The organism is Variovorax sp. 05L425 (genome assembly GCF_056397705.1).
Genome location: NZ_JBFTNY010000011.1, coordinates 124,191 through 146,185 on the forward strand (window position 1 = coordinate 124,191; position 21,995 = coordinate 146,185).

The 21,995-nt window shown below is 66.3% G+C and carries 20 protein-coding genes and 1 riboswitch; of the genes, 5 read left to right on the top strand and 15 right to left on the bottom strand.

Annotated features, from left to right (window positions below; translation table 11 throughout):
* Positions 1-6 precede the first annotated feature (6 nt).
* From AC1DN9_RS14695 to AC1DN9_RS14710, 4 genes are all read right to left on the bottom strand, one after another.
* The gene (locus AC1DN9_RS14695; protein WP_478101325.1) at positions 7-1,482 is read right to left on the bottom strand and encodes an efflux transporter outer membrane subunit; all 1,476 of its coding nucleotides are present in this window, start codon (positions 1,480-1,482) and stop codon (positions 7-9) included.
* A gap of 2 nt (positions 1,483-1,484) precedes the next feature.
* The gene (locus AC1DN9_RS14700) at positions 1,485-4,757 is read right to left on the bottom strand and encodes an efflux RND transporter permease subunit (RefSeq protein ID WP_478101327.1); all 3,273 of its coding nucleotides are present in this window, start codon (positions 4,755-4,757) and stop codon (positions 1,485-1,487) included.
* Between the two features lie 25 nt (positions 4,758-4,782).
* Positions 4,783-6,024, bottom strand: coding sequence for an efflux RND transporter periplasmic adaptor subunit (locus AC1DN9_RS14705; RefSeq protein WP_478101329.1), 1,242 nt, complete (start codon positions 6,022-6,024; stop codon positions 4,783-4,785).
* A gap of 241 nt (positions 6,025-6,265) precedes the next feature.
* Positions 6,266-7,126 (bottom strand): alpha/beta hydrolase, encoded by an 861-nt coding sequence (locus tag AC1DN9_RS14710; protein WP_478101331.1) that lies wholly within the window; start codon positions 7,124-7,126, stop codon positions 6,266-6,268.
* A gap of 167 nt (positions 7,127-7,293) precedes the next feature.
* Here AC1DN9_RS14710 and AC1DN9_RS14715 point away from each other — a divergent pair, with 167 nt between their 5' ends.
* A complete protein-coding gene (locus AC1DN9_RS14715; RefSeq protein ID WP_478101333.1) occupies positions 7,294-8,208 on the top strand; it encodes a LysR family transcriptional regulator in 915 nt (304 codons plus the stop codon).
* A gap of 43 nt (positions 8,209-8,251) precedes the next feature.
* Here AC1DN9_RS14715 and AC1DN9_RS14720 read toward each other — a convergent pair whose 3' ends face one another.
* Genes AC1DN9_RS14720 through AC1DN9_RS14755 form a run of 8 tightly spaced genes read right to left on the bottom strand, consistent with a single transcriptional unit; the run spans position 8,252 to position 15,812 of the window.
* Positions 8,252-9,241, bottom strand: coding sequence for an aminotransferase class I/II-fold pyridoxal phosphate-dependent enzyme (locus tag AC1DN9_RS14720; RefSeq protein ID WP_478101335.1), 990 nt, complete (start codon positions 9,239-9,241; stop codon positions 8,252-8,254).
* Entirely contained in the window at positions 9,238-10,200 is a 963-nt protein-coding gene (cbiB, locus tag AC1DN9_RS14725; RefSeq protein WP_478101337.1) for an adenosylcobinamide-phosphate synthase CbiB, read from the bottom strand. Before cbiB ends, AC1DN9_RS14720 begins: the two co-directional genes overlap by 4 nt.
* 8 nt (positions 10,201-10,208) lie before the next feature.
* A complete protein-coding gene (gene cobO / locus AC1DN9_RS14730; protein ID WP_478101339.1) occupies positions 10,209-10,778 on the bottom strand; it encodes a cob(I)yrinic acid a,c-diamide adenosyltransferase in 570 nt (189 codons plus the stop codon).
* Between the two features lie 17 nt (positions 10,779-10,795).
* Positions 10,796-11,584: an ABC transporter ATP-binding protein gene (locus tag AC1DN9_RS14735; protein ID WP_478101341.1), complete on the bottom strand. Its 789-nt coding sequence runs from the start codon at positions 11,582-11,584 to the stop codon at positions 10,796-10,798.
* A complete protein-coding gene (locus AC1DN9_RS14740) occupies positions 11,584-12,588 on the bottom strand; it encodes a FecCD family ABC transporter permease (protein ID WP_478101342.1) in 1,005 nt (334 codons plus the stop codon). The genes AC1DN9_RS14735 and AC1DN9_RS14740 overlap by 1 nt, the downstream gene beginning before the upstream one ends.
* A gap of 16 nt (positions 12,589-12,604) precedes the next feature.
* Positions 12,605-13,456 carry an ABC transporter substrate-binding protein gene (locus AC1DN9_RS14745; protein WP_478101343.1) on the bottom strand — a complete coding sequence of 284 codons (852 nt, stop codon included), beginning with the start codon at positions 13,454-13,456 and terminating at the stop codon, positions 12,605-12,607.
* A gap of 8 nt (positions 13,457-13,464) precedes the next feature.
* The gene (cobU, locus tag AC1DN9_RS14750) at positions 13,465-14,046 is read right to left on the bottom strand and encodes a bifunctional adenosylcobinamide kinase/adenosylcobinamide-phosphate guanylyltransferase (RefSeq protein ID WP_478101345.1); all 582 of its coding nucleotides are present in this window, start codon (positions 14,044-14,046) and stop codon (positions 13,465-13,467) included.
* On the bottom strand, positions 14,031-15,812 hold the full coding sequence (locus tag AC1DN9_RS14755; RefSeq protein WP_478101346.1) for a TonB-dependent receptor domain-containing protein: 1,782 nt from the start codon (positions 15,810-15,812) through the stop codon (positions 14,031-14,033). Before AC1DN9_RS14755 ends, cobU begins: the two co-directional genes overlap by 16 nt.
* A 182-nt stretch (positions 15,813-15,994) precedes the next feature.
* Positions 15,995-16,233, bottom strand: a riboswitch (cobalamin riboswitch).
* 77 nt (positions 16,234-16,310) lie between these two features.
* On the opposite strand from AC1DN9_RS14755, the gene AC1DN9_RS14760 reads away from it, so the two are divergent.
* The 4 genes from AC1DN9_RS14760 (at position 16,311) to AC1DN9_RS14775 (ending at position 18,111) form a co-directional block, all read left to right on the top strand.
* Positions 16,311-16,535: a DUF904 domain-containing protein gene (locus tag AC1DN9_RS14760; RefSeq protein ID WP_478101347.1), complete on the top strand. Its 225-nt coding sequence runs from the start codon at positions 16,311-16,313 to the stop codon at positions 16,533-16,535.
* On the top strand, positions 16,535-16,864 hold the full coding sequence (locus AC1DN9_RS14765) for a cell division protein ZapA (protein ID WP_478101349.1): 330 nt from the start codon (positions 16,535-16,537) through the stop codon (positions 16,862-16,864). The genes AC1DN9_RS14760 and AC1DN9_RS14765 overlap by 1 nt, the downstream gene beginning before the upstream one ends.
* A gap of 361 nt (positions 16,865-17,225) precedes the next feature.
* Positions 17,226-17,669 carry a universal stress protein gene (locus AC1DN9_RS14770; RefSeq protein WP_478101350.1) on the top strand — a complete coding sequence of 148 codons (444 nt, stop codon included), beginning with the start codon at positions 17,226-17,228 and terminating at the stop codon, positions 17,667-17,669.
* A gap of 16 nt (positions 17,670-17,685) precedes the next feature.
* A complete protein-coding gene (locus AC1DN9_RS14775; protein WP_478101352.1) occupies positions 17,686-18,111 on the top strand; it encodes a universal stress protein in 426 nt (141 codons plus the stop codon).
* Between the two features lie 2 nt (positions 18,112-18,113).
* On the opposite strand, the gene AC1DN9_RS14780 is transcribed toward AC1DN9_RS14775, so the two are convergent.
* Genes AC1DN9_RS14780 through AC1DN9_RS14790 form a run of 3 tightly spaced genes read right to left on the bottom strand, consistent with a single transcriptional unit; the run spans position 18,114 to position 21,927 of the window.
* Entirely contained in the window at positions 18,114-19,664 is a 1,551-nt protein-coding gene (locus AC1DN9_RS14780; protein WP_478101354.1) for a malonate--CoA ligase, read from the bottom strand.
* Between the two features lie 7 nt (positions 19,665-19,671).
* On the bottom strand, positions 19,672-20,457 hold the full coding sequence (locus tag AC1DN9_RS14785; RefSeq protein ID WP_478101356.1) for an enoyl-CoA hydratase/isomerase family protein: 786 nt from the start codon (positions 20,455-20,457) through the stop codon (positions 19,672-19,674).
* A 39-nt stretch (positions 20,458-20,496) separates the two neighbouring features.
* Positions 20,497-21,927 (bottom strand): malonyl-CoA decarboxylase, encoded by a 1,431-nt coding sequence (locus tag AC1DN9_RS14790; RefSeq protein WP_478101358.1) that lies wholly within the window; start codon positions 21,925-21,927, stop codon positions 20,497-20,499.
* Between the last annotated feature and the right edge of the window lie 68 nt (positions 21,928-21,995).

Here is a 21,995-nt window from a genome sequence, read left to right on the forward strand (position 1 = left end):
GCAGTCTCAACGCGCAGCAACCTGCGCCTTCGAATCCGTCGCGGCCACCTGCGTATCCCAACTGCCGCCCAGCGCGCGGATCAGGCTCACCGTCGACTGGTATTGCGCCGACCGCACCTGCAGTGCCTGCCGGCGGTTCGCCAGTTCCTGGCGACGGGCGTCGAGCAGGTCCAGCTGGCTCACCAACCCATTGCGATAGCGCGAATCGGACAGCGCTGTCGCCCGGGTCGCCGAGGTCACGGCCTTGGCCTGCACTTCGGACTGCTGCGCCAGGATGCGCAGCGAGGAGAGCTGGTCTTCCACTTCCTTGAAGGCCTCCAGCACCTGCGCCCTGTAGTTGACGAGCGCGCCATCGAGCTGCGCGGATGCGTTTTGCAAGCCGGCCTCGCGTCGTCCACCATCGAAGATCGGCAACGCGAGCAGCGCACCGATGCCCCAGGACTTGGCCGACCAATTGAGGAGATCACCGAAGTTGGAGGACGCATAGCCGCCGCCAGCGGTCAGCGCGATGTCCGGGAACCACGCCGCCTGTGCCACGCCGACGCGCGCCTGCGCCGCCAACACCGACTTCTGCGCCGCGGAGATGTCCGGCCGGCGCGTCAGCACCGTCGCGGGCACGCCAGGCGGGATCGTCGGCAACGCCGTCGACCAGTCTTCCGTGGTCACGCCGAATTCGGAGGCGTTGTCACCGGCGAGCACGGCCAGCGCATGTTCGAGTTCCGCACGGCGCCGATCGAGCGTGAGGCCGTCGGATTCGGTGGAAGCGACCTCGGTCTCGACACGTGCCACGTCGAGCTCGGCGACGTCCCCTGCCCGCTGGCGCCGCTGGATGAGCGTCAGCGTTTCGCGGTAAGCCTCGACCGTGTCGCGGACCAACTCACGTTCCGCGTCGACGGAGCGCAGCAACAGGTAGGTTTGCGCCGTTTCGGCCTCGACCAGCAGTCGCGTGCTCTGCAGGAGGCCTTCGCGCGAATCCGCGTCCAGCCGCGCCGCATCGCTGGCACGCGCGAGCTTGCCGAAGAGATCGACCTCGTAGGACAGATCGACGCCCGCCGTGATCAGCGACGATGGCCGCTGGGTCAGATTGCGGTCCAGCCCGGCGCTGCGAACGCCGCCTGCAAGGGCACGAAGCTGCGGCGATCGGTCTGCGTCAGTGCTGCGCGCCAGGGCGCGCGCTTCGGCCAGGCGCGCCGCCGCCGCCTGGATGTTGGTGTTGCGGGCGTCAGCGCTTTCGATCAGCTTGTCGAGCACAGGATCGTTGAAGGCGCGCCACCATTCGCCGCGCGGTTGCGCCTCTGCCGGCTGGGCCCGCGTCCAGGTGCCCTCGCCGGGCGCGATGGTCAGTTCCTTGAACTGTGCGGGCGGGGTGAAGGACGGCGGCTCCGACGGCGCGGTGGCACAACCGGCGAGCACCAGTGCGGCCAGCAGCGGCAGCAGCGCGGCGCGCCATGGACGGCCTTTGGCTTGTGTTTCGGTTTTCATGTTCAGCTTTCCAGTGACTTGAGCGGCGCGGCGGGCGATGGCCGCAGCGGACCACCCCCGACCGGGCCGGAATGGGCGCCCGCCACGGGTTGATCGCCGGAGACGAAGGCGTCGACGTGCGGCACCTCGCCATGCAGCTTGAGCGGACGGTTGCCCGTCATGCGGCGCAGCAGCACGTAGAACACCGGCGTCAGGAACAGGCCGAAGGCCGTCACCCCGATCATTCCGGAGAACACCGCGATACCCATCGCCTTGCGCATCTCGGCACCCGCACCGGTCGACAGCACAAGCGGCAGAACGCCCATGATGAAGGCCATCGAAGTCATCAGGATCGGGCGCAGCCGCAACCGGGCCGCCTCGACCGCCGCCTGTATCGGCGTGCGCCCCGCAAACTCCAGCTCGCGTGCGAACTCGACAATCAGAATCGCGTTCTTCGCCGACAAGCCGACCAGCACCATCAACCCGATCTGGGTAAAGACGTTGTTGTCGCCCTTCGATAGCCAAACGCCTGTCATCGCCGCCAGCAAGCCCATCGGCACGATCAGGATGATCGCCACCGGCAGCGTCAGGCTCTCGTACTGGGCCGCGAGCACCAGGAACACCAGCAGGATCGCGAGCGGGAACACCCACAGCGCCGAATTGCCGGCCAGGATCTCCTGATAGGTGAGCTCCGTCCATTCGAAGCTGATGCCCTTCGGCAACGTCTCCGCCGCGATGCGCTCGATGGCTTCCTGCGCCTGGCCCGACGAGAAGCCGGGCGCCGGTCCGCCATTGATGTCGGCGGAAAGGAAGCCGTTGTAGCGCATGGCGCGTTCCGGCCCGTAGGTCGGCTGGATGTTCATCAGCGCCGACAGGGGCACCATCTCGCCGCTCGCCGAGCGCACCTTGAGCAGGCCCACATCCTCGGCCCGCGCGCGGTACGGCGCATCGGCTTGCACGCGCACGCTGTACGTGCGGCCGAAGCGGTTGAAGTCGTTCGCGTAGAGGCTCCCGAGGTAAATCTGCATGGTGTCGAACACGTCCGTCACCGACACGCCGAGCTGGCGTGCCTTGGTGCGGTCGATGTCGGCGTAGAGCTGCGGCACGTTAACCTGCCAGCTCGTGAACATGCCCGCGAGTTCCGGTGTCTGGCGGGCCTTGGCCATGAAGGCCTTGACCGCGCCATCCATGGCTGCGTAGCCCAGCGAACCCCGGTCCTCCAGCTGCAGCTTGAATCCACCCGTCGTGCCCAGTCCCTGTACCGGCGGCGGCGGGAAGATCGCGATGTACGCGTCCTGGATCTGGCTGAACTGCGCGTTGAGCTGACCCGCGATCGCACCCGCGCTGAGGTTCGCAGCCTTGCGCTCGTCGAAGTCCTTCAGGCTCACGAAGACGATCCCGGAGTTCGAGCTGTTCGTGAAGCCGTTGATCGACAGCCCCGGGAAGGTGATTGCGTGCTCGACGCCCGGTTGCTTCATCACGATCTCGTTCATGCGGCGCGTGACTTCTTCGGTGCGGTCGAGCGTGGCACCGTCAGGCAACTGCGCGAAGCCGATCAGGTATTGCTTGTCCTGCGCCGGCACGAAGCCGCCGGGCACGGCCTTGAAGAGTCCAAAGGTCAGGCCCGCGAGCGCCAGATAGATCACCATCAGGATCGCCTTGTGCGAGATGGCACCCTTCACGCCGCTGCTGTAGCCCTCGGCACCACGGTGGAACACGCGGTTGAAGCCACGGAAGAAGCGACCGAACACGCGGTCCATGCCACGCGTCAGCGCATCCTTGGGCGCATCATGGCCCCGCAGCAACAGCGCCGCGAGCGCGGGCGACAGCGTCAGCGAATTGATCGCAGAGATCACGGTCGAGATCGCGATCGTCAGCGCGAACTGGCGATAGAACTGCCCCGTCAGCCCACTGATGAAAGCCAGCGGCACGAAGACGGCCACCAGCACCAGTGCGATCGCGATGATCGGCCCCGACACCTCGCGCATCGCGCGGTAGGTGGCCTGGCGTGGACTGAGCCCGGCCTCGATGTTGCGCTCGACGTTCTCGACCACCACGATCGCGTCGTCCACCACGATCCCGATCGCGAGCACGAGCCCGAACAGGCTCAGCGCGTTGATCGAGAACCCGAAGAGGTGCATCACCGCGAAGGTGCCGATCACCGAGATCGGCACCGCGAGCAGTGGAATGATCGAGGCGCGCCAGGTCTGCAGGAACAGGATCACGACCAGCACCACGAGCGCGATGGCCTCCAGCAGCGTGTGCACCACCGATTCGATCGACGCGCGCACGAACTGCGTCGGGTCATAGACGATGCTGTAGTCCACGCCGTCGGGCATGTTCTTCTTCAACTCGGCCATGGTGGCGCGCACATCGTTGGAGATCTGGATCGCGTTCGAACCCGGCGCCGCGAAGATCGGCACCGCCACCGCGTCCTTGTTGTCGAGCAGCGAACGCAGCGCGTAGCTCGACGCGCCGAGTTCGAGTCGCGCCACGTCCCGCAGCCGCGTCACGGCACCGTCGGCGCTGGTCTTGACGATGATGTCGCCGAACTCTTCCTCGGTCTGCAGGCGGCCCTGCGCGTTGATGGAAATCTGCATGTCCACGCCCGGCAAGCCCGGCGATGCACCCACCACGCCGGCCGCGGCCTGCACGTTCTGTTCGCGGATCGCGCGCACCACGTCGCTGGCCGAGAGGCCGCGCTGCGCGACCTTCTGCGGATCGAGCCAGACGCGCATCGAGTAGTCACCCGAGCCGAACAACTGCACGTCGCCCACGCCCTGCACACGCGCCAGCCGATCCTTGACGTTGAGCACCGCGTAGTTGCGCAGGTAGGTCATGTCATAGCGGCCGTTGGGCGACAACAGGTGGACCACCATCGTGAGATCGGGCGAACTCTTGATGGTCGTGATGCCAAGCCGGCGCACTTCTTCCGGCAGCCTCGGCTCGGCCTGCGAGACGCGGTTCTGCACGAGCTGCTGCGCCTTGTCCGGATCGGTGCCGAGCTTGAAGGTCACGGTCAGCGTGAGCAGGCCATCGGTGGTCGCCTGGCTGCTCATGTAGAGCATGCCCTCGACCCCGTTGATGTTTTCCTCCAGCGGCGTGGCCACCGTCTCGGCGATCACCTTCGGGTTCGCGCCGGGATAGTTGGCCCGCACCACGATCGACGGCGGGACCACCTCGGGATACTCGGAGATCGGCAGTCCGCGCAGCGCGATCAGCCCCGCGATCAGCATCAGGAGCGAGAGCACGCCGGCAAAGATCGGCCGGTCGATGAAGAACTTGGAAAGATTCATGGTGATTCCCCCGTCATGGCCGGGATCAGGATTTCGCGTCCGCGACGCGCTGTGTCTGCGGGGCTACTTCGGACTTGGCGTCCATGGTCACGGTCTGCGGCGCCACGAGCGCGCCGGGGCGGATGTGCTGCAGGCCGTTGACCACGATGCGCTCGCCCGGCTTGAGCCCCTTGGTCACGACGCGCAGGCCGTTGACCGGCGCACCGAGCGCGACTTCGCGGTACTCGGCCTTGTTGTCCTCACCGACGACCATCACGAACTTCTTGTTCTGGTCGGTGCCGACCGCGCGCTCGTTCACCAGCAGGGCCATGTCGCTGTGCGCCTGACCCATGCGGATGCGGGCGAACTGGCCGGGGATCAGCGCGCCATCCTTGTTGTCGAAGGCCGCGCGCACGCGCACGGTGCCGCTCTTGGCGTCGACCTGGTTGTCGATCAGCTGCAAGCGACCTTCATAGGGCGTGCCGTCGGTGCCGGCGGTGCCCATCTGCACCGGGATACCTTCGATGCTTGAACGAGCACTGGAGCCTCCCGGCAAATCCTTGAGCGCGCGCACGACGATCTGCTCGTCGGCATCGAAGCTCGCGTAGATCGGGCTGACGGAGACCAGCGTCGTGAGCACCGGTGCGCCAGGGCCGGCCGCAACCAGGTTGCCCACCGTCACTTCGAGCTTGCCGATACGCCCCGCGACCGGTGCGCGCACCTGCGTGTAGCCGAGGTTGAGACGGGCGCTCTGCAACGACGCTTGCGCGGCGCGCAGGCTGGCCTCGGCCTCGCGGCCGGCATTGACGCGTTCGTCCAACTCGCGCTGGGCGATGGCCTGCTCTGCCCAGAGGCGGCGCGCACGGTCCTGCTCGCTGCGGGTGAAAGCCACCCGCGCCTGGGCCGAGGCGACTTGTGCTTCCGCACGATCGACCTCGGCGGCGTACGGCGCCGGGTCAATCGTGATCAGCAATTCGCCTTGCTTGACCAACGCGCCCTCGCGGAAATGCACGGCTTGCACGGCACCGGCAACGCGGGACCGCACGTCGACCCGCTCGACGGCTTCGAGCCTGCCCGAGAACTCGTCCCAGGTGTTGACGTCGGTCGCCGCCACCAGGGCCACCGACACCGGCACGGCCTGCGGCGCCGACGCGGCCGGGCTGTTGGCCTCGGCGTTGAGACTGTGGAAGCCGAGGGCCGCCGAGGCGATGGCAATGATCGCAGTGACGCCAGTCACCGCCGGCCAGAGGCCGCGCCGGGCCAGGGAAGAAAACTTGGGGTTCGACATGATTCGTCCTTTTGGTGACTTCTGGGATGCAAGACGCCCTCCCGCGCGGGTAGCGCAGAACAGCGGGAAAACTGAAATCGATGTGGGAGCCCGGCACCAAATGCCGAGAACGCGTTGCGCGGACGAAAGCGCTACCTGTGCGACGGTCGTGTCATCGCACGGATCGAGGTGCAGTCACCTCAGCTTTCGGGGTCGATCCCGCGCAACGGGATCTCGGCGCACGTGTGCCGTGCGTCGCCGCTCAATGGGGCGGCGGTGCCGCGCTGAAAAACTCGCGGAAGTGTTTCTGCACGACCGCCTCACAGGCCGCGCAGCCGGAATCGTCGGGTTTGTAGAGCGCTTCGGGCCAGTTCGAGGCACCCGGCAGCACGTTGGCGCTGACCGCGATGCCTGCGTCGCCCAGACGCTGCGCAAAAGCCAGCGCCTCGTCACGCATCGGGTCGTCCTTGCCGACCAGCACCAGCGTCCGGGCCACCTGGGCCAGCCTGAGCGACCCCCCGGGCACCGCATAGGGATGCGTGGCATTGACGGGCCGGCTCAAGTATTCCTGCCAGCCGGACGCCCATCGGCAATGCACCGCATCGCCCTTGGCCTCCCGCAGCGATGCCGTGCCCGTGCACGGGTCCAGCATCGGCGACAGGAGAATCTGGCCAGCCAGCGGCGGATGGGCTCGGTCGCGCGCCATCAGCGCCACCGCGGCGGCCAAGTTACCGCCGGCTTCTTCGCCCGCAAGGAACACTTCGGCCCCCTTCCCGCCCAGCTTGACGCGCTGCTTGTACAGCCATTCGAGCGACGCGAACCCGACCTCGATCGGTTCCGGGAACGGCGCCTTGGGTGCCAGCGGATAGTCCAGCGATACCACGACCGCACCGGCGCCGGCCAGCAGCCGCGCCACGTTTCTGCCGTTGTCGAGACTGCCGCAAACAAAGGTGCCGCCATGGAAATGCAGCACCAGCGGCACCGTGGCGCCCCGGGCGCGCTCGCCGTACACGCGAGCCCGCACCGGTTCACGGCCCGGCAGTTCGATGCGGATGTCTGTTTCGGCACCCCGCACGGCGGCCGCGGGGCCTTCGGCTAATGACGGGGATGAAGGGGTTGACATGGACGGCCTCGATGGATGGACGATAGATGGAATATAAGTCGCTACCCCGTTGCTGCAACAAGACACCAGCCCCCACTCTGTTTCCAATCAACTAACAATCAGCCCAAACAGCCGTGTGAGAATCCCGCTCCCCCGGCCCCAGGCCATCCCCCCCAGGAGCAGCATAGATGGATCAGATCCAGGCCATGCGGATCTTTGTCCGCGTCGTCGAGGCAGGCACTTTCACCCGCGCCGCGGATTCGCTCGGCCTGCCCAAGGGCACGGTCACCAAGCAGATCCAGGCGCTGGAATCGCGCCTGCACGTGAAACTGCTCAACCGAACGACGCGGCGCGTGACCGTCACAGCCGACGGCGCGGCGTATTTCGAGCGCACTGCCCGCCTTTTGAACGACTTCGACGAAATCGAAGCCAGCATGACCAACGCCCAGTCCAACCCGACGGGGCGCCTGCGAATCGACGTCGGCTCGTCGATGGCCCGGCTGGTGATCCTGCCGTCGCTTGCGACCTTCTGCGACCGCTATCCGGACATCCAGGTCGACGTGGGGGTCAGCGACCGGACGGTCGACCTCATCACCGACAACGTCGACTGCGTGATCCGCGGCGGCGACCTGACCGACCAGTCGCTGGTGGCGCGGCGCATCGGCAACCTGCCGTGGATGACGGTGGCCTCGCCCGCCTATATCAAGCGCTATGGGGTGCCGCAGCATCCTTCGGACATCGAAAAGCGACACCTCGTGGTGAGCTTCTTTTCGGGCAGCACGCGGCGCGTGTATCCGCACGAGTTCCACCGGGGCGAGGAGCAACTGGAAATCGCCGGGCCCTACCGTGTCTCGGTCAACGACAGCAACGCTCACATGACGGCAGTGCTGGGGGGCTTCGGCCTCTCGCAGGTCATTACCTATATGGCGGAGCCTTACATCGCCAGCGGCGAGCTGATCCAGATCCTGCCGGACTGGACACGCCCGCCCCTGCCCGTGCACGTGGTGTATCCGCCCAACCGCCACCTGAGCGCCAAGGTTCGGGCCTTCGTGGATTGGGCGGCGGAGCTTTTCGCGAAGCATCCGCAATTGCAGCGGATCTGAAGGGGCGCCTCGCCGAACGCATCGCGGGCGGCCGCGTAGGGCATCAACACCAGGCGCGCCGCAGCGCTTCCTGGCTGGCTGGGGACAGGACGCCGAGCCGCACGTGGCCTGGCAAGCCGAACGAAGCGGTGTCGCGGAGCTTGATTCCGGCCGCTCTGAGAGCTTTCGCCCGTTCCTCCGAATACGGCACATCGGGCCGCGCGCAGAAGTAGTTGGCAACGCTGGGCAGGCAACTCCACCCCAATGACTCGCACAGCGCCAGCTGCGCCGTCTTCCACTTCCGAAGCGTGGTCCGGCTTTCGCGGAGCCAATGCTGCACCGCGTCAGTGGTCCAGCTTTCGAGAAGGGCCACGCCGTGCGCGCCCAACGGCCAGGAGGGTGCAAGCCGGGTCAGGCCTGCCATCAGTTCGTCCGCGCCGAGGGGAGCAATCGCGTAGGCCGCACGCACGCCGGTCATGCCGAGCGCCTTGTTGGGAGTCCAAAGCCGCCAGACCGCCTCCAACACCTCGTTGGGCAACGACAGCGCACCTTCCAGCCGCAGCGGCTCGTAGGCGAGATCGAGCACGCAGACTGCCTTGGGACGCGACGATGTGGTCAGTACATCCAGATTGCCACACGGTTCGCCCAGCGGGCTCGAAGGGTCGCAATACCAGACCAGATCCGCGCCACCGTCCGCGACTCTTTCGAGCCCCCATGCACTCGCGGCACGGAGGTAGTCGCCATAGCAATGCATCGGCACTCGCACGCGCAGGCCGCCGTTTCGCGCCACCGCCGCCGTGATGCGGCCGATGAACTCGCTCGCGCTCGCCGCGATCACGATCCGTCGGGCTTCGACGCCGTGAAAGCGCGCCAATCGTTCGCGCAGCGCCGTATAGAGTGGGTCCGGGTATCGGCTGGCGTCCGTCTGTTGCACTGCCCGCACTGCGTCGGCACACGGTCCGCACGCATTGCTGTTGGTGGAAAAGTCATGCGCCGCCGCGCCGAGGGCGTCAGGACCGCCGTGCACTGGATAGACAGTTTCCACCATCGTCATCCCGACATCCATGTCGCCTTGCCCCAAATGCCGAGCGTGGCGCAGACGGTGGCCAAAACGACGGTGCGGGAGGCCCATGCCACCGCACGCAGCGTGTCACCGGCGGATGCCTCGCGCCCCATCGCATTGAGCGCATAGACATCTGGTTTCGCAAGCCGAACACCCAGACGCAGCGCCATCGCCGCCATGGGCCATCCGCTGTTCGGCGATGGCGTTCTGCCGGCTTCTCGTCGGCATGTCGCGAGCCCGATTCGCGGTCCGGCAAACGTCCCGAACACCAACAACAGGGCGGTGAGCCGGGCGGGAATCCACGACAGGACATCATCCGCGCGTGCCGCCCACTTGCCGGCCCCTTCCCACTGTCGACCGCCGCGTTCGCCGCGATAGCCCCACATGGCGTCGGCCGTGTTGGCAAAGCGGTAGACAGCTGCACCGGGCAGCCCGAGCAGCACGAACCAGAACAGCGGCGCAACCAGGGAATCATTGAGGTTTTCCGCGAGCGACTCGATGGCGCTTTCTCGAACTTGGGCGACGCCCAACGTATTCACATCGCGGCTCACCAGCCTTGCAAGCTGCGCGCGCCCGGCGTCGAGCGAGGTGCCGAGCGCGGCCTCGACCGCCAGCACTTCGTCACGGAGCATGCGCCACGCGAGCAAGGGTTTGAGAGCGAGCCCGATCAGCAATGGCGCAGCCCAGGCCGGCAGTCGGTTCGCAACCGATGTCACCCCGCAAGCCACCACCAGAACCAGCGCCGCACCCACGCACCAGCCAATCGCGCCTCCGGCAAAGCCCGTGAGCTTGCGCACCGGCGCACCGGTGGCCGGCGCGATGCGTTTTCCGACCCAGTCCAGATAGCGGCCCATCCACACGACCGGATGCCAGCGTGCGGGCGGCTCGCCGAGCCACCGATCGATGGCGAGCGCAAGCCAGAGAGCTGCCATCGAAGTCAAGGCGGCCATCAGGCGCCCTAGTCCTCGATGCCTCGCTGGGCAGGAATGCCGGCCTTGAACGCATGCTTGACCATCTGCATGTCGGTCACGGTGTCGGCCAGTTCGATGATCTCCGGCGGACAGCGGCGGCCCGTCAGCACAACGTGCACTTCCTTCGGCCGCGCGCGCAGCGTTTCGACCACGCCATCCAGCGCCAGCCAGCCGTAGATCAGCGGATAGGTGATCTCGTCGAGCACCACGAGAAAGTAGTCACCCGACAGGATCGCCGCCTTCGCCTTCTCCCATCCATCGCGCGCCAGTTGGGCGGAATGCTCCAGGTCCTGGCTCTTCCAGCTGAAGCCGTCACCCAGTCCTTCGATCGGGATGCCGATCTGCTCGAACATCCGGTGCTCGCCAAAACGCGCGCTGGGCACCTTCATGAACTGAAAGATCTTCACTGCCTTGCCGCGGCCATGCGCGCGGAGCGCCAGGCCGAAGGCGGCGGTGCTCTTGCCCTTGCCGTCGCCCGTGTTGACGATCACCAAGCCGCGACGCTCGCCCTCGGGCTTTTCATAGGGCTTCTCGCTAGGGGGTGTTTCGATCTGCATGAGTCCTCGATAGATTTCTAGTGGGGCACGGCGATCCAGTGGCCGGCCACGCGATGAACGACGACACGTTGGTCGAACACGGCTTCCAGCGCATTGTGCGTGGCCGCGTCGGCACAGCCGCCGTGATGGATCACCCGCCCTTGCGCCATCAGCACCATGTCGTCGGCGGCGAGCGCGACGCTGAGTTCGTGCAGCACGCTGATCACCGTCCGGCCACTGGCAACGAGATGGCGCACAGTCTGCATCCAGTCGCCTTGGTGCGGCGGATCGAGATTGGCGAGTGGCTCGTCCATCAGCAGTACATCGGCCTCGACGGCCAGTGCGCGCGCCAGCAGCACCCGCTGACGTTCGCCGCCCGACAACTGGCCCAACGGCCGTTCGCGCCAGTCCCAGGCCTGGGTGCTGCGCAGCGCGTGCTCGACCGCGGCGTGATCCGCTTCGCTCGGCGTCGCGAGCCATCGCTGGTGCGGCAAACGGCCCAGCATGGCGACGTCGTACACCATGAGATCGTCCGCGCTGCCCTCGCCCGCCCCGCCCTGGCCGAGCCACGACATTCGCCGGGCCCGCGCGCGTCCGGCGACAGCGGAAAGCGGCTGCCCGAGCAATCGGACCTCGCCGTCGCAAGGCACGAGGCCCGCCAGCGCCTTGAGCAAGGTGGACTTTCCCGCTCCATTGGGGCCGACGATGCTCGTCCATCGACCTTGGGCCAACGCGAGATCGATGTCGTGCAGCACGTCCGTGCCGCCCAGCGCGGCACTCAGGCGCCGACTCTCCAGCGCCGGTTCGCGAATGACGACCGGCGCCATCACAGGCCTCCCCGCGCGCGGCGTCGATGCATGAGCCAGAGCAGATAGCTCCCGCCGAGCACCGCGGTCAGCACACCGACCGGCAGTTCCTGCGGCGCGATCAGCCACCGCGCGAGCAGATCGGCCGCCATCAGCAGCAGCCCGCCCATCGCGCTCGACAGCAGGATCAACCGCGCATGCGTGGTCTTGACCGCGGAACGCACCAGATGCGGCGCGGCCAGGCCGACGAAGGCGATCAACCCCGTCTGCGCGACGGCAGCCCCGGTTGCCAGGGCCAGCACCGCAACCAGCGCGGCGCGCATCGCACCCAAGGGCAGCCCGAGACTGCTGGCGGTCGATTCTCCGAGTGCCAACCCGTCGAGCACCGGGGCCAGCGCCCACCCGAGCAGAAGACAGACGACCCCCAGGCCAGCCATCACCGCGCAGGCGCTCCAGCCAACCAGGCCGGTGCTGCCGAGCATGAAACCCTGGATCGCCTGCAGGATGTCGGCCGACGCGATGGTGATGAGGTCCTTCACCGCACCGAGCACAACGCCGACGATCACGCCCGCGAGCAGGAGCCGAAGCGTTTGCTGCACACCGCGCGCCAGCAACAGCGTGAACATCACCGCCACCACGGCGCCGATAAAGGCCGCGCCCGTCATGCCGAGACGCACCACCCAGTGCGTGCTGGCCGGCGAAGTCCCGAACACCCATAGCGCCAGCGCCACGCCGAGCGACGCACCCGATGAGCTGCCCAGCAGATACGGATCGGCCAGCGGATTGCGAAACAGCCCTTGAGCCACCGCACCTGCAAACCCCAGCAGCGCGCCTGCCAGCCAGGCGCCGAGCGTCCGGGGAAGCCGGATGTCCCGGACGATCTGCAGCGCGACCGGGTCATCCCAGGCTTTGAAGACGCTATCGAACCCTGTACTGCCAACGCCGGCACCCAGGACCAGCACGACGGCGCCGAGCACCAACAGCGCAACGCCGAGCGCGAGTGCGCGCCGATGCTGGCTTTTCATTCGCGCTCCACTCGCATCACGCCGCTTTCGCCAGCAGGCATTGCGCCATCAGCCTTGCCGCCTCTCCCATGCGCGGACCGGGCCGAACCAGCACGTCGGATTCGTCTGGGGTAAAGCGGCAGATGCGACCGTCGCGCACGGCCTTGATATGACCCCATCCCGGCCGCTGCTCCATGCCCTGCCCACTGCGCTCGCCGACCATGATCAGGTCGGGATCGGCGCGCACCACGAACTCCGGGTTCAGCTTGGGGAAAGGACCGAGCGATGCCGGCACGATGTTCTTGACGCCGAGCCGCGCGAGCGTCTCGCCGATGAACGAGGACTCGCCAGCCGCATAAGGCCCGTTGTTGACCTCGAAGTACACGCGCGTGCGCTTCACGCTCTCGGGAAGAGACTGCGCCGCCGCCGAAACGCTGGCGTCGATGGCGCGCCAGACGCGTTGCGCGTCGCTTGTGCCCAGCATCCGGTCGAGCGTATCGAGCACACGCCGGACATCGGCGTGGTTCCTGGGTTCGAGCACCACCACCTTGACGCCGAGGGTTTCGAGGCGCTCCGTGACGCGCGAAGACTTCGCGAGCAGCACCACGTCAGGCTTCAGCGCGACGATGGCTTCGACGTTCGGATCGATCCCTCCGCCGACCTGCGGCAGCGCGCGCACTGGCGCAGGCCAGTTCGAATAGCGGTCCACGCCGACCAGGCGGTCGCATGCACCCAGCGTGCAGACGGATTCGGTCAGCGAAGGCAGCAGCGTCACGATGCGCTGCGGTGGCTTTGGAAGATCCACGCTGACGCCGCGCTCGTCCGTCACGACGATCGCCTGCGCAGCCATCGCGAGCACAGCCAGCACGGCGCCGAGCGACAGTCTCATGAAGCAATTCATGCGGGCTCCTTCAAGGTCAGCGGCAGCCCGGCCGCCATGAGCGTGACGCGATCGCACGCCGCCGCGACCTCCTGGTTGAGACGGCCCAGCGCGTCGACAAAGGCACGGACCTCGCGTCCGAGCGGAATGACGCCGAGACCGATTTCATTGCTGACCAATATCAGCGGGCCGCTGGCGGCGCCGATCTCTTGCACGAGCGCTTTCGTGGCCTGCTCCGCCGCCGTCGAATCGTCAACCACACCATCGACCGGCATCAGCAGGTTCGTCAGCCAGAGCGTGAGGCAATCGACCAGGACCAGCGTCTGCGGCGTGGCGTGCGTCCGGATCGCTTGCGCGAGCGCGAACGGCTCCTCGACGGTGATCATCGCCGGCACACGCTCCGCACGATCGCTGCGATGGCGGGCGATGCGTGCACGCATTTCGTCGTCGCGCGCAAGAGCGGTCGCGATGAGGACCGCACGATGCGCAGTCGAACGAGAGAGCCACGTCGCGGCGAGTTGTTCACCGCGGCGCGATTTGCCGCTTCGCTGGCCACCCAGGATCAGTTCGCGGCAGGCCGTCGTCACTTCGGTTGCCACCGCACGGTGAGGAAGAAGCCGCGGCCGGGCTGGTTGTAGCCGTAGGCCGTCTCGTAGGTCGTGTCACCCACGTTCACGATGCGCCCCTGCACCGACCAGTTCTTCGAGACCCGGTATTCGGCATAGAGGTCGACCGTGGTGTAGGCGTCGAGCACGAGCTTGTTGCCCACGTCGTCGTAGCGCTGGCCCACGTAGAGCGCCGAGCCGCCGAACTTCCACGGGCCGACCGAATAGTCGGCGCCGAGCGTCGCCTGTTCCTTCGCGCGACGCGGCAGTTGTTTGCCTGTGACCTCGTTTTGCGGGTCGAGAGAGTCGTAGCTCGCATGCAGTCCCAGATCGCCGAACTGGCCATCGTAGCTCAGCGTCGCGCCCTGGATGCGCGCACGTGGAATGTTCTGGGGCAGCGTGGTGTTGGTGATGAAGCCATCGATCTTGTTGTCGTAGCCCACCAGCTTCACGGTATGGGCGCCCTGGGTCCAGGTGATCCCGAGATCGGTGTTCTCGCCCTCTTCCGGCTTCAGGTTGGGATTGCCGAAGCCCGGGTAGTACAGCTGATTGAACGAAGGCGCGACGAAGCTGGTGCCGTGCGAGACATTGACGCGCCAGTTCTCCGTGATCCGGTAGCCGTAGCCGGCAAACCAGGTGTCATGGTCGCCGAACTGCGAATTGCTGTCGTGCCGTCCATTGACCTGCCAGCTGTTCGGACCCGCGTTGCCGTTGAGGCCGACGAACACGGAATCGATATTGCGATCGGTCACGGTGTAGGGCGTGTCACTGTCCACCTTCTGTTCGAGGCGCTCCAAGCCCGCGAGCACCGTGCCGATCGGCGTGACGATGTCGTTCTGCCACAGGTACTGGTTCTGCGTCGTCTCGAACAGGCCAGGGACGTTGCCCGGCGCGGCCACGATGGCGTAGGTGTCGTCGTCGCTGCGGGCGTAACGCAGTTGCGTGGTCCAGTTCGACGTCACCGCGCCGCGCAAGCCCGCGTAGGCGTTTTGCGTGCGCAAGACCCCGCGTGTATCACGGCCGGGGCCGTCGTCGTAGTGATTCAGGCCGTCGGAATACAGCAGGCCGGCATCGAGCTTCCAATCCGGATTGAACTGGTAGCCGAACGATGCGTTGGCCGCGCTCTGGCTGAACGGATCGCGGTCGGGATTGAAGTTGCCGAACTGCACCTTGCTGTTGGTGGCCGAAATGCTGTCGACCAGTGTGCGCTGAACGTCGAGCGCATAGGTCGCGGCCCCCGAGGCGCCGCTGAAGCCACCGGTGATCTGCTTGTAGCTGTCCGAGCCGATCGTCGACGACACGCGCGGGACGAACACGTCCTCGCCGGGGCTGGCCTTGCGCGTGAAGATCTGCACCACGCCGCCGACGCCGTCGCTGCCGTAGAGCGCCGAGACCGGCCCCTTCACCACTTCGATGTGGTCGATCATCTCGACGGGAATGTTGTCCCAGACCGGCGTGCCGAGCGTTGCGGAGCCGTAGCGCACGCCATCGATCAGGAGGATGGTGTGGCGTGTCTCGGCGCCCCGGATGAACACGCCGCTCTGCTTGCCGGGACCGCTGCCGTTGGACGAGATCTGGACACCCGGGACCCGCGCAAGGATTTCGGTCAACGTGCGGTTCGACTGTTCCTCGATCTGCGCGCGGTCGATGACGACGGTGTCCGACACCAGGTCATTGATGCGGGTCGGCGTGCGCGTCGCGGTCACGACGGTTTCGGGGAGCGCGGGCTCGACGCTCTGGGCCATCGCGATCGAGCTCATCCCTGTCAGGGCGGCGACCGCGAGGGACGCCGAACGCAGGCGCGCGAACGGCCACGGGCGAGCCCACCTGTGGCTGGGTGCGGAGAAAACGCAGATATTCATGGAGACAACACAAGAACAAAGTCCCTTGCCGGCTTCCCCGCCGGCGCCTGGACGTCATGGCTGCCGGCATGGGGGGACATGCGGCAGCCGCCTCGTTGGCCGGTATCCGGGCTGGCAGCGCGGCCCTCGTCGCCTTCCCAGATGCCTGTTTCAGGGCATCCAGTGGCTGATTGACGAGGGTGGCGCCCGATGGGCGCCGTCTGCTTGACCGTTGCGGGGGCAGCGCAGGTTGGCTCGGCCCCCGGGGGCTTCGACTCCTGCTTCCCGTTGAACTGCGGCGCGTGAACCACGCCGCGAGCACCAACGCGCGGAATTGTAGGGTCTTCGGGCCAAAGAATTGCCCTGCGCGTTCACCCGATGAAAACCTTGAGTCGCCGGAATCTACAATCGCCCCCCATGCCCGCACCGAGCCGTATTGACCAAATCGCCGAGCGCGTCGAACGCCTGCTCGTGCGCCACGAAGAAGTACAGCGCACCAACGCCTTGCTTCAGGACCAGGTGGACGCGCTCGCGCGCGAACGCGATGCGCTCAAGTCGCGGCTCGCCGCGGCGCGCACGCGGCTCGATGCGCTGCTCGAACAGCTACCGGCCGATCCCACCCAAGACGCAAGCTCCCGTTGATGAAACAAATCGAAGTCCAGATCATGGGCCAGAGCTATTTGCTCGGCTGCCCCGAAGGCGGCGAAGCCCAGTTGCGCGAAGCGGTCGAACGCGTCGATGCCGCAATGTGCAAGATCCGCGACGCAGGCAAGGTCAAGGCACGCGACCGCATCGCGGTGCTGGCGTCGCTGAACCTGGCATTCGACCTCGTGCAGCGCGAGGCCCAACCGGCCGCAGCGCCCGCGCAGGCGCCGGCAGCAGCCACTGACAACCCCGCGGATGACGCGCGCGCCGCGCAATTGATCCAGCGCCTGGATCAGGCCCTCGCCGGCGACGGACATTTACTTTAGCCAGCACGCTCGACGGGCGTAAAATGCACCTTGTCTGCGGTGCGTGTCGGGCTCTATATGTCCTTGTTCCAATGCTCTTACGAGCAGGGCTTGGTATATCGCTTGGCAGGTGTGATCATCTCGCGTCAGATGAACCCGAAGCCTTGCTGCCCTCGCCCACCTGAACCCCGGTTCAGGATGCGAGTCCGGCCTCACTCGCAGACACCTCATCCACAAGCCACGGCACCACATTGGGGCCGTGGCTTTTTTTCTGGCCTGCATCGCCGTCACATCGCCAAGTGCCCGAAGTTTGATGCCGAGCAACCTGCCGTTCTGTGCCTGACTTATAAAGACGGCACATCCATTCTCAGGAGAAGAACCCATGTTTCAGCGCATCCTGGTCGCCACGGACGGCTCCTCGCTCTCGAAGAAGGCAGTGACGAGCGCCATTGCGCTTGCGTCGCAGAACGGTGCGGAGTTGGTCGCGCTCACCGTCGTGCCCCGCTACCCCAAGAACTACTTCGACGGTGCGGCGGTCTTTTCGCCGGAGGACATTGCGCGCATCGAAAAACAATGGGCCGAATCGGCACAGGCCACCCTCGATGCAGTCGGAACCAAGGCCAAGGCGGCCGGCGTGAAGGTCAAGACGGCCCTGATCAGCTCGGACCTCGTGGGCGAGGCGATCATCAACGCCGCGAAGAAGCACAAGAGCGAGATGATCGTGATGGCCTCGCATGGCCGCAAGGGCCTGAAGCGCCTGCTGCTAGGCAGCGAAACCCAGCACGTGCTCACGCATTCGGAACTGCCGGTGCTGGTCCTGCGTTGACATCGAAAGGAACGTCATGAAGATCCTGATCGCCGTGGACGGCAGCTCGCACACCAGGAAGGCCATCGACTACCTGGCCAAGCATCGTGCCATGTTCATCGAAGGCAACGAACTCGTGATGGTGCACGTCTGCATTGGCGTGCCCGGGCACGTGGCGCGCCATCTCAGCAAGGGCGTGATCTCTGACTACTACGCCGAAGAAACCGCGAAAGTGATCGACCCCCTCAAGGCGCAGCTCGCGGACCACAACATCACGGCCTACACGATCGACCAGCGCCACGGGCACGCCGCTGAAGAAATCATCAAGGCCGCTGGCGCCTCCGGCGCCGAACTGATCGTGATGGGAACGCACGGCCACGGCATCCTGGGCCGCGCGCTCATGGGTTCAGTGGCAACCAAGGTCGTGGCTGAGACGGATATCTCGGTCTTGCTGGTGCAGTAAGTTCAGCCGAACAGTTTCTTGTGCTGTTCGCGCAGCAGCGCCTTCTGCACCTTGCCCATGGCGTTGCGAGGCAGCTCGTTCACGACAAAGCAGCTCTTGGGAATCTTGAAGTTCGCCAGCTTCGCCTTGAGTTCGGCGATGATGACTTCGCCATCGAGCACGGCGCCCGGTCTCGCAATCACGATGGCAACGCCGACCTCGCCGAAGTCCGAATGCGGCACGCCGACGATGGCGCTTTCGGCGACGCCCGCCATTTCGTTGATGTAACCCTCGATCTCCGCCGGATAGACGTTGTAGCCGCCGCTGATGATCAGGTCCTTGCTGCGTCCGACGATGGTGACGTAGCCCAGGCCGTCGATCTTGCCGACATCACCGGTCTTGAAGTAGCCATCGGCGGTGAACTCCTCCTTGGTCTTCTTCGGCATGCGCCAGTAGCCGGAGAACACGTTGGGGCCGTCCACTTCGATGTTGCCGATCTCGTCGGTCGGACATGGCTCGCCACGATCGTCGCGCACCCGCAGCCGCACGCCAGGCAGCGGAAAGCCCACGGTCCCCCCGCGGCGCGCGCCCTGCACGGCACTGTAGGGATTGGAGGTGAGCATGATCGTCTCGCTCATGCCGTAACGCTCGAGGATGGTGTGATCCGTTCGGTCGCGCCATTGGATGAAGGTCTCGATCAGCAACGGCGCCGATCCGGAAATGAAAAGGCGCATGTTGCTGCATGCGTCGCGAGTCAGTCCCGGTTCGGCCAGCATGCGAACGTAGAGCGTCGGCACGCCCATGAAGACAGTGGCTTCGGGCAGGCGCGCCACCACGCGCCGCGGGTCGAAGCGGTTGAACCAGATCATCTGGCTGCCACTGATCAGCGCGCCATGGATGGCAACGAACAACCCGTGCACATGAAAGATCGGCAGCGCGTGGATGAGCACGTCGCCGCCCTGCCTGGAGCTTCGCCAGCCCCAGTAGTCCTTGAGCACCTGCGCGTTCGACAGCAGGTTGCCGTGCGAAAGCATCGCGCCCTTGCTCCGGCCGGTGGTGCCGCTGGTGTAGATGATGGCGGCCAGGTCGTCGGCGTTCTTGCGCGCAACGGCATGCTGGTCGCTGCACTGCGCCGCGACTTCGAGCAGGGTGCCGGTTCGATCGTCATTCAGCGTGAAGATGTGGCGCGTGCCCGCAGCCGTGGCGATGGGCACGACCCATGACGCGTTGGCACTGCTGCAGATGACCACCGCCGGCTCCGCGTTGCCGATGAAGTATTCGATTTCCGCGGCGCGATAGGCCGTGTTGAGCGGCAGGAAGACATAGCCCGCGCGCAACGTCGCCAGATAGAGCAGCATGGCCTCGACGGACTTTTCCACCTGCACGGCGATGCGGGCGCCCTCTTCGAGCTTCAGCGCATGAAGGAGGTTCGCGATCATCGCGCTCGCCCGGTCCAGGTCGCGCCATGAATAGAAAAGCCCGTCGTCGGTTTCGACCGCGATCTTGTCGAGGTCTGTGGGAAAAGCCGCGCGCAATGCAGCGAAGAGATTGGCGTTTGTCGTTGGTTCGGTCATGGCGAATTCAGAAGGCGGGGGTGCGTTTGGCGAGGAAGGCGTCAATGCCTTCGCGATGTTCGTCGGAGTCGGCGTAGTCATAAGCGACAGCCACCAACGGCGCCATCGGGTCTTCCCCGGCAGGACCGACGGACTGCCGAAGCGCGGACAAGGTCCGTTTGTTGAGGCGGGCGGCCTCGGGCGCCAGTGCCGCGACGCGCTGCGCATGCGCGAGCGCTTCGGACGCCAGTTCGGCATCCGGCACCACGCGCAGAAGGAATCCCGCGTCGTACAGGCGGTTCGCCCCGTGCACGCTCGCGGCCAGCAGCATGTCGCGCGCGAGCACTTCGCCGATCGCACCGCTGACCAGCGCAGCTTCGCGCGGCGCCATCGGAAAACCCAGCTTCGCGATCGGCGCGCCGAACTTCGCGGAGGCGCCGGCCAGGCGGATGTCGCAACAGCTCGCGATTTCCAGGCCTGCACCCATGCACGCGCCCTCGATCTGCGCGATCAGCGGCACTTCGCAGGCAAGCATGGCGGCCAACGCAGCCCAGACTTCGTTCTCGTGGAATTCGCGCAGGCTGGCTTCGTCGAAGCGGAAGGACGGGTATTCGGAAATGTCGCCGCCCGCACAGAAGGCCCCGCCCTCCCCGCGCACGATGACGCAGCGCAACGATGCATCTCGCCCCAATCCGTCGAATACGGCTCGCAATTCGCGCCACATCGCTCGCGACATCGCGTTCAAGCGGGCCGTGTTCGTCAATGTGACGAACGCAACCGGACCCTCGCCGCGCAGCGTGATCGAACTTGTCATTCCAGTTTGTCTCCTCGTCCTACGCGGACTGCGATGGGCTCAGCTATTCAGAAAGAGATCGTCGACGTCGCCCGATACTGCCACCTTGCCCTGCGCCAGCAAGGCACGGTGCTTGTCGAGCCGCTTGAGATCGTAGAGGTAGTTGACCATGAGTCCGTAGGATTGCTTCAACCCCTTGGGCGACGGGTCGCCGGCCCAGTGCAGCCGCTCCACGCGCGCACCGTTGCCGAGATGGAAACGGGCGACCGGATCGACCGGCTTGCCGTCCGCGGTGGCCCGCCCGAGATACTCTGCCGCCGATTGCAGCAGCAGTTGCCGCACCGGCGACCTCGCATCGAGCGCGTTGGCATCGTCGGCGGCCGCCAGAAATCGTTCCGCCGTGGGCGGCAGCGAGCCGACGACGCGGCCGAGTTCGGTGGACCGCTTTTCGTCGAGGCGTCCGACCATGCCCGCCGCGTTCTTGCCGAGCCAGGCCCGAAAGCCGGGGATCGGCGAGAGCGTCGCGAAGGTCTTCAGGCGCGGAAGCTCTTCCTGCAGGGTCTCGACCACGCGCTTGATCAATGAATCGCCGAAGCTCACACCGCGCAGCCCGGTCTGCGTATTGCTGATCGAATAGAAGATCGCCGTCGTGGCCTTGTCGGGCTTGACCAGCGCGGCCGCTTCGTCGAGCAGCGGCACGATGCCCTCGCTGATGCGATCCACCAGCGCCACCTCGACGAAGATCAGCGGCGTGTTGGGCAGGCGCGGATGAAAGAAGCCGTAGCAGCGTCGGTCGCTGTCGAGCCGGTTCTTGACGTCGGCCCAGCTCTTGATGTCGTGCACCGCCTCGTACTGGATCAGCTTTTCGATCAGCGAAGCCGGTGAATCCCAGCTGATGCGCCGCAGGTCCAGGAATGCGACGTCGAACCAGGTCGAGAACAGGTTCTCGAGTTCGGCGTCGAGCGGAAGCAGCCGACGGTCGCCTTTCAGGTGCGGGAGCAATTGGGCGCGCATGTCGACCAGGAAGCGCATGCCGTCGGGATCGATCGCGAAGCGCTGGAGCAGGCGTGCGCGCGGCGAGACCAGCGCCCGGCGCAGGTCGATCTCGGCCTGGCCCTCGTCGGGCGTGCCGACCGCGGCCTCGTGCAGGTCGCGCGCGCTGCTGAGCCTTTGCACATCGGGCGCGAAGCGCTCGCTCATCAGCAGCCAGATGTCGCGCCGCTCGTCGAGTTCGCGGCCGGCATACCACTGCACGACGGCGTGGGCGCGGCGCCCCGCTTCGACGTCGCTGATGCTCGGGTCGACCACCGCCTGCAGTTCGACCAGCGCGCGCCGCAGCGCCCGGGGCGCGAGGGCTTCGCCCGGTCGGCGCAAGGTCGCCTCCAGGCGTTCGGAGAGGGGCCGGGACCCCAAGGCGGACTTTCCGATTTCGGCAATGTTGGCCGGTCGCAAGCGCGAAACGTTGCGCGTGATCCAGTCGCTGGCATTCATGAGATGAGCTTGGCCTTTTGGTTGGACCGCAATGGCCCGAAAAGGCCTCGTGCTGGGGACGAGGCGCG

Bases quoted from the DNA above. Each gene is read 5' to 3' on its own strand.
- AC1DN9_RS14710 (WP_478101331.1), bottom strand. From the start codon at position 7,126: ATGTCAACCCCTTCATCCCCGTCATTAGCCGAAGGCCCCGCGGCCGCC.
- AC1DN9_RS14770 (WP_478101350.1), top strand. From the start codon at position 17,226: ATGTTTCAGCGCATCCTGGTCGCCACGGACGGCTCCTCGCTCTCGAAG.
- AC1DN9_RS14780 (WP_478101354.1), bottom strand. From the start codon at position 19,664: ATGACCGAACCAACGACAAACGCCAATCTCTTCGCTGCATTGCGCGCG.
- AC1DN9_RS14695 (WP_478101325.1), bottom strand. From the start codon at position 1,482: ATGAAAACCGAAACACAAGCCAAAGGCCGTCCATGGCGCGCCGCGCTG.
- AC1DN9_RS14705 (WP_478101329.1), bottom strand. From the start codon at position 6,024: ATGTCGAACCCCAAGTTTTCTTCCCTGGCCCGGCGCGGCCTCTGGCCG.
- AC1DN9_RS14760 (WP_478101347.1), top strand. From the start codon at position 16,311: ATGCCCGCACCGAGCCGTATTGACCAAATCGCCGAGCGCGTCGAACGC.
- AC1DN9_RS14785 (WP_478101356.1), bottom strand. From the start codon at position 20,457: ATGACAAGTTCGATCACGCTGCGCGGCGAGGGTCCGGTTGCGTTCGTC.
- AC1DN9_RS14765 (WP_478101349.1), top strand. From the start codon at position 16,535: ATGAAACAAATCGAAGTCCAGATCATGGGCCAGAGCTATTTGCTCGGC.
- AC1DN9_RS14745 (WP_478101343.1), bottom strand. From the start codon at position 13,456: ATGAGACTGTCGCTCGGCGCCGTGCTGGCTGTGCTCGCGATGGCTGCG.
- cobO (WP_478101339.1), bottom strand. From the start codon at position 10,778: ATGCAGATCGAAACACCCCCTAGCGAGAAGCCCTATGAAAAGCCCGAG.
- AC1DN9_RS14775 (WP_478101352.1), top strand. From the start codon at position 17,686: ATGAAGATCCTGATCGCCGTGGACGGCAGCTCGCACACCAGGAAGGCC.
- AC1DN9_RS14740 (WP_478101342.1), bottom strand. From the start codon at position 12,588: ATGAAAAGCCAGCATCGGCGCGCACTCGCGCTCGGCGTTGCGCTGTTG.
- AC1DN9_RS14715 (WP_478101333.1), top strand. From the start codon at position 7,294: ATGGATCAGATCCAGGCCATGCGGATCTTTGTCCGCGTCGTCGAGGCA.
- AC1DN9_RS14720 (WP_478101335.1), bottom strand. From the start codon at position 9,241: ATGACGATGGTGGAAACTGTCTATCCAGTGCACGGCGGTCCTGACGCC.
- AC1DN9_RS14790 (WP_478101358.1), bottom strand. From the start codon at position 21,927: ATGAATGCCAGCGACTGGATCACGCGCAACGTTTCGCGCTTGCGACCG.
- AC1DN9_RS14735 (WP_478101341.1), bottom strand. From the start codon at position 11,584: ATGGCGCCGGTCGTCATTCGCGAACCGGCGCTGGAGAGTCGGCGCCTG.
- AC1DN9_RS14755 (WP_478101346.1), bottom strand. From the start codon at position 15,812: ATGAGCTCGATCGCGATGGCCCAGAGCGTCGAGCCCGCGCTCCCCGAA.
- cbiB (WP_478101337.1), bottom strand. From the start codon at position 10,200: ATGGCCGCCTTGACTTCGATGGCAGCTCTCTGGCTTGCGCTCGCCATC.
- AC1DN9_RS14700 (WP_478101327.1), bottom strand. From the start codon at position 4,757: ATGAATCTTTCCAAGTTCTTCATCGACCGGCCGATCTTTGCCGGCGTG.